General features: G+C 50.3%; 11 protein-coding genes. 1 reads left to right on the forward strand and 10 read right to left on the reverse strand.

What is annotated here, in order from left to right; all coding sequences use genetic code 11:
* The 7 genes from KDX31_04565 to eno form a co-directional block, all read right to left on the reverse strand.
* On the reverse strand, nt 1–1080 hold the full coding sequence (locus KDX31_04565; GenBank protein ID UTW04292.1) for an ABC transporter permease: 1080 nt from the start codon (nt 1078–1080) through the stop codon (nt 1–3).
* A 75-nt stretch (nt 1081–1155) separates the two neighbouring features.
* Nucleotides 1156–2178 (reverse strand): sugar ABC transporter substrate-binding protein, encoded by a 1023-nt coding sequence (locus KDX31_04570; protein ID UTW04293.1) that lies wholly within the window; start codon nt 2176–2178, stop codon nt 1156–1158.
* Nucleotides 2179–2535: 357 nt separating this feature from the next.
* Nucleotides 2536–3741: a glycine C-acetyltransferase gene (locus KDX31_04575; protein UTW04294.1), complete on the reverse strand. Its 1206-nt coding sequence runs from the start codon at nt 3739–3741 to the stop codon at nt 2536–2538.
* Nucleotides 3742–3768: 27 nt separating this feature from the next.
* A complete protein-coding gene (gene tdh / locus KDX31_04580) occupies nt 3769–4806 on the reverse strand; it encodes an L-threonine 3-dehydrogenase (GenBank protein ID UTW04295.1) in 1038 nt (345 codons plus the stop codon).
* Nucleotides 4807–5307: 501 nt separating this feature from the next.
* The gene (locus KDX31_04585) at nt 5308–6267 is read right to left on the reverse strand and encodes a carbohydrate porin (GenBank protein ID UTW04296.1); all 960 of its coding nucleotides are present in this window, start codon (nt 6265–6267) and stop codon (nt 5308–5310) included.
* 305 nt (nt 6268–6572) lie between these two features.
* The gene (locus KDX31_04590; protein UTW04297.1) at nt 6573–7538 is read right to left on the reverse strand and encodes a carbohydrate kinase; all 966 of its coding nucleotides are present in this window, start codon (nt 7536–7538) and stop codon (nt 6573–6575) included.
* A 165-nt stretch (nt 7539–7703) separates the two neighbouring features.
* A complete protein-coding gene (gene eno / locus KDX31_04595; GenBank protein UTW04298.1) occupies nt 7704–8999 on the reverse strand; it encodes a phosphopyruvate hydratase in 1296 nt (431 codons plus the stop codon).
* Nucleotides 9000–9401: 402 nt separating this feature from the next.
* Here eno and KDX31_04600 point away from each other — a divergent pair, with 402 nt between their 5' ends.
* Nucleotides 9402–9974, forward strand: coding sequence for a hypothetical protein (locus KDX31_04600; GenBank protein ID UTW04299.1), 573 nt, complete (start codon nt 9402–9404; stop codon nt 9972–9974).
* A 105-nt stretch (nt 9975–10079) separates the two neighbouring features.
* On the opposite strand, the gene KDX31_04605 is transcribed toward KDX31_04600, so the two are convergent.
* The 3 genes from KDX31_04605 to gap all read right to left on the reverse strand — a co-directional run bounded on the left by KDX31_04605 (nt 10080) and on the right by gap (nt 14517).
* On the reverse strand, nt 10080–11027 hold the full coding sequence (locus KDX31_04605; GenBank protein UTW05299.1) for a carbohydrate porin: 948 nt from the start codon (nt 11025–11027) through the stop codon (nt 10080–10082).
* A 1038-nt stretch (nt 11028–12065) separates the two neighbouring features.
* Nucleotides 12066–13499, reverse strand: coding sequence for a pyruvate kinase (pyk, locus tag KDX31_04610; GenBank protein UTW04300.1), 1434 nt, complete (start codon nt 13497–13499; stop codon nt 12066–12068).
* A 13-nt stretch (nt 13500–13512) separates the two neighbouring features.
* Nucleotides 13513–14517, reverse strand: coding sequence for a type I glyceraldehyde-3-phosphate dehydrogenase (gene gap, locus KDX31_04615; GenBank protein ID UTW04301.1), 1005 nt, complete (start codon nt 14515–14517; stop codon nt 13513–13515).
* Between the last annotated feature and the right edge of the window lie 73 nt (nt 14518–14590).

Genomic DNA, 14590 nt, shown 5'->3' on the forward strand with positions numbered 1-14590 from the left:
TTACACCTTCCGAATCCACTGGTCCATACCGACTGCTACGATGATGAGCAGGCCGACGGTAAATTCCTGCCAGAGTACATCGACTCCTGCCAGTGCCAGACCGTTACGAAATACCCCGACTACCAGGGCGCCAATGAGTGTGCCGAAGATTGATCCGCGGCCACCGAACAGACTACAGCCGCCGATCACCACTGCGGTGATACTGTCGAGGTTAGCGGTCATGCCCGCTTGTGGGCTGACCGAACCGATCCGGCCGATAAGTGCCCAGGCACCAATGGCACAGATAGCGCCGGCGACGATGTAAACAGACATCAGGATACGGTTGGTGCGGATACCTGCCAGGCTGGCTGCGCCCGGATCATCACCGGTGGCATACACATGCTTACCCCAGGCGGTCCAGTTGAGGGCGTACCAGATCAGGGCAAACAGCGCGACCATCAGCAACGAACCATAGGTCAGTTTGGCGCCAAAAAATTCGACGGTGTGTCCGGTCCAGTGAAGCAGTGGAGCGGTTTGTTCAATGGCCTGAGAACGGATGGTTTCGCTCTTGGAATACCACAGGTTCAGGGCAAAGAAGATGTTCCAGGTGCCCAGGGTGACGATAAAGGGGGGCAGGCGGAACAGGGTGACCAGTATGCCATTGATGTAACCGGCTATAGCACCGGCGGCGATACCGGCCAGCAGGGCTATCTCAGCGGGCAGACCAATATCGATCGCCATTTTACCCATGATGACGGAGGTCAGTACCATGATGGCACCCACCGACAGGTCGATACCGGCCGTCAGGATAATCAGCGTCTGGGCGATACCCAGAATACCGATGATGGTCACCTGCTGAAGAATCAGTGACATGTTGAAGGGGTGCAGAAAACGCTCGCCGATAATAATGCTGAATGCGATGACGGCGAGTAACAATACGATGGCAGGGGCCGCAGTTGGGTTTGCATGGAAGAAGCGGTGAGTCTTCTCAACAAGTGACAGTGTCTCTTTTTCAAATGAAGCAACTTCACCACCTGCAGAAGCTGCGACCAACTCGTGATCAGCTGTCTCTGTTGTTTTTAATGTGCTTGAGTTAGCCATGGGATTCTCCTGGTATTACTCTGAAACGAGCAGGGTGAACTCACCCTGCTGTTGTGTTGCTTTATGCGTCGGGTTTTAGCCCCAACACATAGTCAAACCTTCAGATGAACTCTTGGCTCCGATATGACTCACGGGTTTGTCGGTAATCAGCTCAACACCGGTATTGACGAAATCCAGTCCCTCTGTGGTCTGGGGTTTTTCGCCGGTTGTGGCAAACTTAAGGATTGCATCCACGCCCATTGACGCCATACGCAGCGGGAACTGCATAGAGGTAGCGCCGATCACACCGTCTTTGACGTTTTCAACGCCTGGACAGCCGCCATCGACAGAGACGATCAGCACATCATCGGCACGGCCTGCGGACTTCAGTGCTTCATAAGCGCCTGCCGCTGCCGGTTCATTGATGGTGTAGACCACATTGATCTCGGGATCTTTCTGCAACATGTTTTCCATCGCCCGGCGACCGCCTTCCTCAGCACCGCTGGTGACATCGTTGCCGACAATACGTGGATCGGTTTCGTCACCGATACGGTCAGGGTCATTCAGGTCGATACCGAAGCCTTTCAGAAAGCCCTGATCACGGGCAACATCGACAGTGATCTGGCTGCTGTTGAGATCAAGCATGGCAATTTTAGCGGTTGCCGCTTTATCACCCAGGGTTGCGGCAGCCCACTGACCGATCATCTCACCGGCTTTAAAGTTGTCGGTGGCAAAGGTTGCATCCGCTGCGGTTGCAGGACTCAGTGGTGTGTCCAACGCAATTACAAGAAGACCGGCTTCACGGGCGCGCTCGATGGCAGGTACGATACCAGCCGGATCGCTTGGGGTGATCAGAATCCCTTTGGCACCGGCTGAAATCAGGTTTTCCACTGCCTGTACCTGGGACTGGTTATCACCGTCAAATTTGCCGGAAAAGGTCCGCAGTTCAATTCCCATTGCATCAGCTTTATGCTGTGCGCCTTCACGCATTTTGACGAAAAATGGGTTGGTATTGGTTTTGGTTATCAGGCCAACGACCGGCTTGTCAGCTGCCATGGCGAAAGGCGCAGAGAGCGCGGTGGCCAGCATAACGGCTTGAACAATTGATTTCTTATTCATGGCAAACTTTCCTTTTATTTTTATCTTTTTGGGTTGTCGTATAACGGAGGATTTTGAATCCATTGTTCATCAGTATTTATGAGCAAGGGGATCTCTGAATGACGCTGCTCTGCTGAATCTCAGTGTCTATTTAAAAGGAGGGGAATTAACGGGGAATTTCGGGTGAGTGTCAGCGTGTTAACAATTGAAATATGGCGCGCGGCTGATCCAGGCGTTTTGGATGGGATTTTGACGGGATAGCGTTGTTGCAAGGGTAATCTGCAAAGGTAATTTGAAAAAAAGGGGGGCGTGATGGATGAACACCACAGGTAAGGCCATTTTTCAGGCCTTGCATGGGCGTTCATCAATTGAGTGTGATTATATACCCATCTGAGACTTGACCCGGCCAAAGGCTTCAATGGCAAACTCAATATCATTCTGGGTCAATGCCGCGGACATCTGCGTACGAATACGGGCTTTTCCCTTTGGCACTACCGGGTAGGAGAAGGCAACGACATAAACCCCTTGCTCTAACATAGCGTTAGCAAACAGACCCGCTACTTTCGCATCGTGCAACATGACAGGCACAATCGGGTGCTCCCCTGGTAGCAGCTCAAACCCTTGTCGCTCCAAACCGTCCCGGAACACGGCGGTATTGTTAATCAACTGATCACGCAGGGTGCTGGATTCGGTGATCAGCTCAATGGCCTTCAACGCTCCTGCCACGACGGGTGGCGCCACAGTGTTAGAGAACAGGTAGGGCCGTGAACGCTGCCGTAAAAGCTCAACAATTTCGTGACTGGCACTGGTATAACCGCCGCTGGCGCCGCCGAGCGCTTTCCCAAGGGTGCCGGTGATAATATCCACACGGTCCATACAGTGGCGATACTCATGCGTACCCCGACCACCGGCACCGATAAAACCGGTTGAGTGAGCATCATCAAAATGCACCAGGGCGTGGTATTTTTCCGCCAGATCACAGATCTCATCCAGACGGGCAATGTAGCCGTCCATGGAGAAGACGCCGTCGGTGGAGATCAGTTTGAAACGCGCGCCGTTTTTGTCAGCCGCCTGTAGCTGTTGCTCCAGGTCTGCCATATTGCTGTTGCGATAACGATAGCGCCTGGCCTTACACAGACGGATGCCATCGATAATACTGGCATGGTTCAATTCATCGGAAATGATTGCATCATCTTCAGTCAGCAGGGTTTCAAACAATCCACCGTTAGCATCGAAGCATGAAGGGTAGAGGATAGTACTTTCCATACCGAGAAATTCACTGAGCTTATCCTCCAGCTGTTTATGCAGGACCTGGGTTCCGCAAATAAACCGGACTGACGCCATCCCATAGCCCCACTGCTCTAAACCCGCTTTGGCCGCCGCGTTTACCTGCGGGTGCTGGGATAGCCCGAGATAGTTGTTTGCACAGAGGTTCAGCACCTGTCTGGCCCCGGTTTGAATTTCCCGCGCAACGCCTACATGGGCACCCTGTGGTGAGGTGATCAGGCGCTCTCGCTTAAAGAGACCGGCGGTCTCAAGCTCTGTCAGCTGCTGAGCTATATGTTCCTGAAACTGATTGTGCACGACAGTTCTCCTGATTTTGTAAAGTGGTTAACTTAATGATGAGTCCCAGTTGAGAATAACCTTGCAGGCCTCTCCGCTGTTCATTACATCAAACCCGTGTTGGAAATCCGTGTAGTCGAAACGGTGAGTAATGACGGCGGAAATATCGAGTCCTGATTCAATAAAGACTGACATTTTGTACCAGGTTTCATACATCTCCCGGCCGTAAATACCTTTCAGGGTCAGCATATTGAAAATGACCAGGCTCCAGTCAATAGCCACTGGATCGGCGGGAATGCCTAATATAGAGACCTTTCCACCATGACACATGTGACTCAGTAAGTCCTGAAACGCTGCGGGGTTGCCCGACATCTCCAGGCCAATATCAAAGCCCTCGGTCATGCCCAGCTGTTTGCGCACAGTGCTCAGGCTTTGTCTGGTCACATCGACTGTACAGGTCGCGCCCAATTTTTTTGCCAGGGCTAAGCGCTGAGGGTTGATATCGGTAATCACCACATGGCGGGCACCGGCATGGCGACAGACGGCGGCGGCCATGATGCCGATAGGCCCCGCGCCGGTAATGAGAATGTCTTCGCCCAGGAGGTCATACTGTAGTGCGGTGTGTACCGCGTTGCCAAAGGGATCAAACAGCGCGGCTATATCGAGATCGATTCCGGGGCGGTGTTCCCACACATTGGACATCGGCAAAGCCAGGTATTCGGCAAAAGCGCCCTGCCTGTTCACCCCCACACCGCTGGTATGTGAGCATAGATGACGGCGCCCAGCCATACAGTTGCGGCAACGGCCACAGACCACATGGCCTTCCCCTGAAACGATCTGTCCGGGATGGAAGTCATTGACGTTAGAGCCAACCTCGATGATCTCCCCAACGAATTCATGGCCGATGACCATAGGGACTGGAATAGTCTTTTGCGCCCAGCTATCCCAGTTATAGATATGCAAATCGGTGCCACAGATGGCGGTGCGCTTTATTTTGATCAGGACATCGTTGATACCGATATCTGGAGTGGGGACCTCTTCCAGCCATAAGCCGGGTTCTGACTTCTTTTTTACCAACGCTTTCATGTTCAATAACCCGCTTCGCAATTAAGCGTATTGATTAATAATTGTTTTAAAAAGACTGTGATTGAACAACGGATTGAAACAGCAATTCTTTATAGTTTTCTAAATAGTTTCCTAAGCTAATATACCCAAGTGAAATACGACTCAGAAGCGATGCGTTACAGGTCAAAGGGGCGTTTTTATTAATGGATGGCCGAACTAAAGTCGTTGCGATACATTATCCTGAGGCTCCTTCACGTTTTGTATCGGCATTTGTTACCCCGCTGGATATAGTCTAGTTGAGTACCTTGTTTTCGCCATGGATGAAGGCTGGCGCCACAATTTGAACAGTTGCTTCAGTGTACCGATCACCCGCATTGGCAGAGACAGGTCTGGTATTTTAAACGCATAAAAAAACCGGCATCAGGGAAGCGAGTGCCGGTTGTTACTGACGGAAGCGCATTCAGACACCCGAAGGGGGAGGGTGCCCGGATGTGAAGGTCAGACTTTGTTAAAAGGTGTCATTTAAAAAGTGTAGTTGAACCGTACCCGGGCTGCGGTGGTTTCATCGTCCACCACATTTGATGCGCTCGAGTAAGATCCGGCAAACGTGACCGTCGCCTCTTTTATGTCAAACAGTGGAACTGAATAGGCAACATAGGTGGTGGTAACGTCAGGATCAGCACCGCTGGCATTGTCCTCTTCGGAGTGAATTACACCGGCACCAAAATTACCGTAGGTGACGTTGGCGGCATAGGAGTTTACTGTCTGATCGGTGTTGTCATCTTCCAGACGGGATGCAGAGAGATTGACGTTGGCACCGGACAGATCAAAGTTTGCCGTTAATGCATAACCGGTCTGATCAACATTGCCGCCGGCGAGCAGGTCGTATTTAACGCTTTCGAAGCCTGCGGTCAGGCTGAATGCGTCTGCACTCCAGGTAACGGAGGGACGGTAACCGGATACAGCGGTACCATTATCGCCGGCAGTGTCATCGTCACCATAGATCGTATCCAGTTCAAACTTCAGGCTGTCAGAGGCTTTAAAGTGCAGGGCGATCTGGCCGCCATCATCACCGGCGAATCCGCGCACCTTGTTGGCTTCATAAACCGATACGCCACCGGCATGTGCAACCAATGTATCTTTACCCAGCGGGAACAGGTTAATCGCTTCGAAGCGACCGATCTGTGCATCCCAGGTGCTGTTGCCCAGTTGAATATAGGCATCACGCACCACCACATTTTTATCACCATCGGTTGTCAGACGTACACCGCCTTTGGCAGCAACAAAGTACTCTCCGTTCTCACGTTTTGAGGCGACATTCAGTTCGACAAAACCGTTCTGATCAAAGGTTGTGGATGAGGCAGCAGTATCAACCGCATCGGTATCCAGTTCCAGGTTAGCATCAAATGCCAGTTGTGCCTGAGCGGTACCTGCTAATAGGCAGCTAATAACAGCGGAGGTCAATAAAATGGACTGTTTCAACGTGATTCACCTTTTCGTTTTATTATTTTCAGTTAAGCGCTTATCAGGTGGAGTTTGATCACCTGACGCAGACTGCTATTGAAAAGGTTGAGAATTAACGTCTGATTTTGGTTTTTATACGGTCTGTTAATAATTGAAATGTTGGATAAGAATATCCCGGGGCTTGTGATACATGGTCTGTATAGCAAAGGCGTCTTTTATAAGCAGAACAGGCAGTGTGGGGAAAACGTATAAAAAGGTCCCGATAAAACGATGTTTATCAGGACCTTTTGGGACGCTGTTGTCTGCTTGCAGAGTAGCGAGACTTATAACTGCAGGTCGTTTATGCCGGGTAGTGAGGTGAAGGCGCCTTTGTGGGACACCGCGTAGGCACCGCACTGAGATGCGAATCGCAGAGCTTTTTCTAATCTGTCCGGCGTGTTCAGCAGCGTATTCAGTTCACTGTGCTGGCAGTCCATAGCGGCAAGCTGATAGATAAATCCACCAATAAACGCATCCCCCGCGGCGGTGCTGTCGACCATAGAGACGCTGGGTGGGATGACCGTTCCTGTGTTCTGTTGGCTGAAGTAACGCAAAGGGTTGCCGCCATCGGTCAGCAGCACCAGAGACACTCCGTTATCCAGTAGTCGCTGTAACACCTCATCCTGTGAGGAGCTGGCCGCGAGAAAGTTCATCTCATCCAGACTCAGCTTAACCATATCGGCCAGCGCCAGTGCCTGCCAGATGGGGGCTGCCGGGTCGCTGCCCGCAGGCCATAAATTGCTGCGCAGGTTGACATCAAAACTGATCAGAAAACCGGCTGCTTTAGCTTTGTCTATCCCGGCAAGAGTCGCCTCTCTGATCCCGGTTGCCGTCAGAGTATTGGAGCAAAAGTGAAAGATGCCCGCATCCGCAAACCAGTGATCGTCAAACTCATCCGCTGTAAACAACATATCGGCAGAGGGGTTACGGTAGAAAGTGAAACTGCGCTCTCCCTCTGCGTCCAGTGAGACAAACGCCAGTGCAGTGTTGGCTGCCTCGGTATTCAGCAGGTAATCGGTATTCACGCCGGCTTCATGCAGCGACTGCCGCATAAAAACACCAAACATATCAGTGCCAATTTTACCGGCCATGTAGCTGTTGCCGCCCAATTTTCCCACGGCGGCCGCGACATTTGCCGGGGCTCCTCCGGGGTATTTAGCGAACTGTTCAACTCCGCTGGACTGGTTTTCACTGACCTGGCTGGAGAGCATATCGACCAGAGCTTCGCCAAAAGAGATGACCTTTAGCATGGTTGTGTTCCTGAACGGTTATTAGGGAAGGGGTGTGGCAAAAAACGGGTCCACACCCCTTATTATAATGACTCTATTTAAAAACTCGTGCGTTAACTGCAAATGACTGAGGGTTTAACGCCCGTTAACAATTGTAATCACCTATCGCTTAATCGAGGATGCGGGCTATTGTCCGAAAACTTCGCTCCGACCATGGTAGGGCGCAGCATCCTGAAGTACTTCTTCAATGCGCAGCAAGCGGTTGTATTTGGCAACACGGTCTGAACGGCAGAGTGAACCGGTTTTAATCTGACCGGCACAGGTGCCAACGGCCAGGTCTGCGATGGTGGTATCTTCCGTTTCGCCGGAGCGATGGGAGATTATCGCGCGATAACCTGCATCCTGTGCCATTTTGATCGCATCAAGGGTTTCACTCAGGGTGCCGATCTGATTAAACTTGATCAGGATTGAGTTACCGATCTTTTGATTGATGCCGCGCTGAAGTATTTTGGTATTGGTGACGAACAGATCATCGCCCACCAGTTGCACTTCGCTACCCAGTTTTTCTGTCAGGTAAGCCCAGCCTTCCCAGTCAGATTCATCAAGGCCATCCTCAATCGATACAATCGGGTAGTGTTTAGTCAGTTCGGCCAGGTAATCACTGAAACCCTCTGAACTGAATGACTTTCCTTCGCCGCTGAGCTGATACTCACCATCGCGATAAAACTCTGAGGCAGCACAGTCCAGTGCCAGAGTGAAGTCTGTGCCCAGTGTGTAACCTGCCAGTTCAACCGCTTCACGGATGACGATCAGTGCTTCTTCGTTGCTTTGCAGGTCCGGCGCAAAACCACCCTCATCCCCCACGGCGGTACTCAGCCCGCGCTCCTGAAGTACTTTTTTGAGTGAATGGAATACCTCAGCGCCCATGCGTAAGCCTTCACGAAAGGTGGGGGCAGAGACCGGCTGAATCATGAACTCCTGAATATCAACAGTGTTGTCGGCATGCTCTCCGCCATTGATGATGTTCATCATGGGTAACGGCATGCTAAAGAGATCTGGCTGACCATAGAGTGATGCGATGTGTGCATAGAGAGGACGGCTCTGATCGGCTGCCGCTGCTTTTGCCGCTGCCAGGGAGACCGCCAGAGTCGCGTTGGCACCGAGGTTAGATTTGTTTTCGGTATTGTCCGTCTCAATCAGCGCCTGATCCAGTGCCCGCTGATTGCGGGCGTCAAAACCTTTGAGAACAGCGGCGATCTTTGAGTTGATATTATCAACAGCGGTTAACACCCCTTTGCCGTTATAACGGCTTTTATCGCCATCTCTCAGTTCCAGCGCTTCTCTTGATCCGGTACTTGCCCCTGAGGGCGCGCAAGCGACTCCGGTCACTCCTGAGGTCAGTATCACCTCGGCTTCAACGGTCGGGTTGCCCCGTGAGTCAAGGATCTCCCGTGCAACTATTCTCTCGATGATACTGGCCATGCTGATGGTCTCCTGTGAGTTATTTTTGTAAATTAATAGTTTGTAAATATAACGTATATATAGTTTAAATTGAATTATTTTATGGCTATTTATTAGTAATAAAACGTAATTGATGCTGTTTATATGCTTTGACTCATGCTAAATACCGAACGGTTCTAAAAAAAAGAGAGGTTTCTACGGATTTTCAGTCATATCTCATGTTTAGGACATATCCTTTAGAGGACGTCTCTTATCAGGTCATTGGTCACTCTTTACAAACCTCAGGGTTTGTAATGGTCTGTCAGTATCAATGCTGCTTTCAGGGTCTGCCCGGGTCAGGGTACTCGTGGCAGTGATGAGGGACAGATTATTCGGAGGTACAGGCGGACTATCCTCCATATTCTGAATGCCGGGAGTCAGGTTATGAATAAGTTCATTACAGGTCTGCTGATGCTGCCTTTATTGGTCATCATTCCGTTGCAAGCCTCTGCTGGGGTAGGGCCGCAAAGTACAATAAGTGAGCTGTACCAGGATCGTTTTCATTATCCGGTGGTACCGACGGTGCCGTTTTATGTGCATGCTGCTAACGGTGCCGGATCAAAAATTGTCTGGGCTAAAGTGCCTGAAATCAGTTATTACCGTGATAACGACGGCGATCTGATGCTTTATGCAGGAACCACCGAGGTGTGTAGTAAGTTTTCAGTCACCGGTAGTATTGGGGACAGCGATCGTCGTTGCTTGTCATCTGAAACGGTGCCGCTCATCAGACCTGCAGAGTATAGCTATCAGTACTGCGTATTTCGTACGGATGATGATTGTGGCCGTTATATAAAATCGGAGAGCGTGTATCCGCTTAAATATCAGGTTCCTGTCGTCAAGCGATTGGCGGAGTCTGACAGTTTTAACTATGCCAACGTGGTGTTTACCAAGACCGTCGAACTGAGTCATTGCAGTGAGTGTGAAGCGAAAGACTGGTCGGTTCCCAAGGTGCATTAACCGCGGTAGGCATTGTTGTGCTGAGGTTGTACTCAAACTGTGTGGCGCGTGGGTCCGGAAGCCGTGAAGGGGGACAACGACCGGACTCACGCTGTTTAGTCGGGTTTAGAAGGTGTAGTTGAACCGCACCCGGGCGGCGGTGGTTTCATCGTCCACCACATTTGATGCGCTCGAGTAAGATCCGGCAAACGTGACCGTGGCCTCTTTTATGTCAAACAGTGGAACTGAATAGGCGACATAGGTGGTGGTAACGTCAGGGTCAGCACCGCTGGCATTGTCCTCTTCGGAGTGAATTACACCGGCACCAAAATTACCGTAGGTGAGGTTGGCCGCATAAGAGTTCACTGTCTGATCGGTGTTGTCATCTTCCAGACGGGATGCAGAGAGATTGACGTTGGCACCGGACAGATCAAAGTTTGCCGTTAATGCATAACCGGTCTGATCAACATTGCCGCCAGCGAGCAGATCGTATTTAACGCTCTCGAAGCCTGCGGTCAGGCTGAAGGCGTCAGCACTCCAGGTAACGGAAGGACGGTAACCGGATACAGCGGTACCATTATCGCCGGCAGTGTCATCGTCACCATAGATCGTATCCAGTTCAAACTTCAGGCTGTCAGAGGCTTTAAAGTGCAGGGCGATCTGACCACCATCATCACCGGCAAAACCTCGTACTTTATTAGCCTCGTAAACCGACACGCCACCGGCATGTGACACCAGCGTGTCTTTACCCAGCGGGAACAGGTTAATCGCTTCGAAGCGACCGATCTGTGCATCCCAGCTGCTGTTGCCCAGTTGAATATAGGCATCACGTACCACCACATTTTTATCGCCATCGGTTGTCAGGCGTACACCGCCTTTGGCAGCAACAAAGTAATCACCGTTCTCACGTTTTGAGGCGACATTCAGTTCGACAAAACCGTTCTGATCAAAGGTTGTGGAGGAGGCTGCGGTATCAACCGCATCGGTATCCAGTTCAAGGTTAGCGTCAAACGCAAGTTGCGCCTGAGCGAAACCCGATAAAGTGCAGCTAAGAATTGCGCTGGTAAGTAACATTGACTTATTCAAAGTGAAACCCCTTACGATTATTATGTTTATTTTTTGTGTTTTTTATCAGTTTTATTTTTATAATCTGATGTGGTTTATTAAATAGGAGGCATTCTTACTGAACAAATACAAAAATGATTGATGTTATGTATTTTTCTGACAGTTGGGTTTTGTATTTTTTTGTATGGGTATTGATACTATTATGATGTGTTGTTGTAATTGAATGTTTTAATAAATTAATACTGTTGGCGGGATTGTAAGTAGGATTTGACTGGTGGTTTTATTGGAATCGGGGGGTGGCAATTTTTAGCCATAGGATTGCCTTAGATAGCGAGGTCAAGCAGGATGGGAGTTGAATTCGCGAGGGAGCTAAAAGCACCCTTCTTGGTGACTGGGGATTCATAAAATAACTGTGAATTCATGCAATAAGTGCATAAGCAGTGCAGCGGCCCGCAAAATTGAGTCTGTCTTTAGGTGGGGCTGGGCTGTCAAAAATTGCGAAGATAGCGATAGTCGCCACGTTTCGCTCAGCCAGTGAAAATAAGAAACCTTCAAGACATGCATCTTCAGCAGCAGTGCTGTCGATCATTGTGACTTTGGGCTGAGGACGTGCTTTCCTGGCGATCCCGGGTGTAATATCGACATCGACCTGCAGCGGCGGTAATAATTATAAATGCACCACTAATGTTAAGTGTTTTGATAACGTGAATTTCAGTCGTTATTTAGAATAAAAATATAAGTTATTAAACACCTGTTTTTATTTTATGATGAATTGGTTTCTGTTGTCGTCAGTCTGTCTGGCTAATTTTTCATAGGTTAATTCTTTTTTAATTTATTGAGCTCTTTATAAGGGCTCTTTAATCGAACTCGTTATTCGAACTCTTTATGAGGGCTGCCTTGCTTAAAATGATATCTTAAAAAAAAGGGGCGCTCATATTAACGATATGAGTGCCCCAAAGACCTTAGCATCTGCTCAGGTCATTCCGCGAACGAGAAACTTTTCAACTAAGCGCTTCAAATAAGCTTTTTTAACTAAGTTCTACAACTTTAAACCCTGACCACTTTTAGCGTGTTGGTACCGCCCTGGGCGTTGAGGTAATCACCTTTGGTGATGATGACCATATCTCCCGGTGCAACGATTTTGCGTTCCAGTAATTCCTGAATCGCTTTGGTGTTAATCTCTTCCGGGTCATACTGTTCGGCATAAAAGGGGATGGTATAGACACCGCGATAGAGGCCTACCCTGAACTGAGTCGCTTCACGACCCGACAGGGCGAAGATCGGTACCGAGGTGCGTAAGCGCGACATCAGCTGCGGTGTCGCGCCCGATTCGGTCATGCTGATGATCGCTTTAATCCCCACCAGATGGTTAGCCGCATAGATTGCAGACAGAGCGATGGTTTCATCAATGTCATGGAAATCTTCATTGATCCGGTGTTTGGATCGCTTCGATGATGGGTGGCGTTCTGCCCCGAGGCAGACCCGATCCATCGCCTGAACCGTTTCTATCGGATAATCCCCGGCTGCGGTTTCTGCCGACAGCATCACTGCATCGGTATAGTCCAGAACGGCGTTGGCAACATCCGATACCTCAGCCCGGGTTGGCATCGGGCTGCTGATCATTGATTCCATCATCTGGGTGGCGGTGATTACCACGGTATTCAGGGTGCGGGCACGGGCGATAATATGTTTCTGCACCGCAATCAGTTCAGCATCACCAATTTCGACCGCCAGATCTCCCCGGGCCACCATCACCGCTTCTGAGGCACGGATAATGTCGTCCAGTACTTCAAGGTCGGCAACTGTTTCCGCCCGTTCGATCTTGGCTACCAGACCCGCAGTCGACCCTGCTGCCCGGAGTAACTCGCGGGCTTCATTCATATCTGCTGCATCACGGGGAAAGGACACGGCGACATAATCCACACCGATTGCGGCGGCTGTGATGATGTCCTCTTTGTCTTTATCGGTGAGCGCTTTGGCTGACAGTCCGCCGCCCAGCCGGTTAATGCCTTTATTGTTTGACAGCCAACCGCCTACCAGAACCACGGTATCCAGCTTGTGCTCAAAGGTTTCGGTAACCTGTAGTTCAACACGGCCATCATCCAGTAGCAGAATATCTCCTACACGGGCATCTTCAATCAGTGCTTTGTAATCCAGCCCGACCCGGGTCACATCACCGGCATCCCGGTCCAGCGTTGCATCCAGGCTAAATGGCTGACCGATTTTCAGTTTAACTTTCTGTTCCGCAAAGCGGGATATCCTGATCTTGGGTCCCTGCAGGTCGCCCAGGATGGTAACAAACCGGCCGTGCTTTCTGGACAGTTTGCGCACCAGTTCTGCCCGTTGACGATGGTCTTCAGCCTCGCCATGGGAGAAATTGAGGCGCACCACATCAGCCCCGGCGAGTATCAGTTTTTCGAGTTGCTCTTCACTGGTAGTTGCAGGGCCCAGCGTGGCAATGATCTTGGTACGTCTCAACATTTTTATAGTGTCCTCAGGCTGGCGCATGCATCAGCGCCAGGGTGTTATCCAGCATACGGTTGGAGAATCCCCATTCGTTGTCATACCAGGACATCACTTTCACCAGACGGCCGGATACTTTAGTTTGTGAAGCGTCAAAAATGGAGGAGAGCGGGTTATGGTTGAAGTCGATTGAGACCAGTGGCAATTCGTTATAACCCAGAACGGCTGAGTTTTTTGCCGCCGCCGCAAGCAGCTGGTTCACTTCTTCGACAGAGGTTTGTCGCTCAGCGATAAAGCTCAGATCAACCAGCGAGACGTTAATGGTGGGAACCCGTACCGCCATACCATCAAATTTGCCGGCCAGCTCCGGAAGCACCAGGCCCACTGCTGCGGCAGCCCCGGTTTTTGTCGGGATCATCGATTGAGTTGCAGAACGTGCCCGATAAAGATCTGAGTGATACACATCTGACAGGTTCTGATCATTGGTATAGGAGTGGATAGTGGTCATCAGACCACTTTCAATACCGATCTGCTGTTGCAGAACCTGAGCCATCGGCGCCAGACAGTTAGTGGTGCAGGAGGCGTTTGAGATAACCTCATGAGACTGACGCAGAACCTGATCGTTGACACCATAAACGACGGTTGCATCCACATTTTTACCCGGCGCCGAGATAATCACCTTGCGGGCGCCTGCAGTAATATGCTGCGCTGCTTTATCGCGCTCGGTGAATAATCCGGTACACTCATAAACGACATCGATGTTCAGCTCTTTCCAGGGGAGCTCTGCCGGATTGCGCACTGCACTGATAGAGATACGGTCACCGTTAACTATAATACTCTCTGCGGTATGATCGACTTCGCCATTAAAACGGCCGTGTACAGAATCGTATTGAAACAGGTGAGCATTGATTGCCGCGTCGCCCAGGTCGTTGATAGCAACAACCTGAATATTGTCGCGGTAGTTATTTTCATAAAGTGCTCTGAGCACATTGCGGCCGATCCGCCCAAAACCGTTGATTGCGACGCGAATTGTCATTGGCTATACCTCAGGATTCCGTTGTTACTGTTATTTGTTGCTAATATTACGTAATTTTAGTAAAAAATCAATG

The organism is Amphritea atlantica (assembly GCA_024397875.1).
In the GTDB taxonomy this organism is placed as follows: domain Bacteria; phylum Pseudomonadota; class Gammaproteobacteria; order Pseudomonadales; family Balneatricaceae; genus Amphritea; species Amphritea atlantica_B.

Coding starts and splice junctions, on each gene's coding strand:
- KDX31_04605 (UTW05299.1), bottom strand. CDS start 11,027: ATGTTACTTACCAGCGCAATTCTTAGCTGCACTTTATCGGGTTTCGCT.
- KDX31_04565 (UTW04292.1), bottom strand. CDS start 1,080: ATGGCTAACTCAAGCACATTAAAAACAACAGAGACAGCTGATCACGAG.
- eno (UTW04298.1), bottom strand. CDS start 8,999: ATGGCCAGTATCATCGAGAGAATAGTTGCACGGGAGATCCTTGACTCA.
- KDX31_04590 (UTW04297.1), bottom strand. CDS start 7,538: ATGCTAAAGGTCATCTCTTTTGGCGAAGCTCTGGTCGATATGCTCTCC.
- KDX31_04600 (UTW04299.1), top strand. CDS start 9,402: ATGAATAAGTTCATTACAGGTCTGCTGATGCTGCCTTTATTGGTCATC.
- pyk (UTW04300.1), bottom strand. CDS start 13,499: ATGTTGAGACGTACCAAGATCATTGCCACGCTGGGCCCTGCAACTACC.
- gap (UTW04301.1), bottom strand. CDS start 14,517: ATGACAATTCGCGTCGCAATCAACGGTTTTGGGCGGATCGGCCGCAAT.
- tdh (UTW04295.1), bottom strand. CDS start 4,806: ATGAAAGCGTTGGTAAAAAAGAAGTCAGAACCCGGCTTATGGCTGGAA.
- KDX31_04570 (UTW04293.1), bottom strand. CDS start 2,178: ATGAATAAGAAATCAATTGTTCAAGCCGTTATGCTGGCCACCGCGCTC.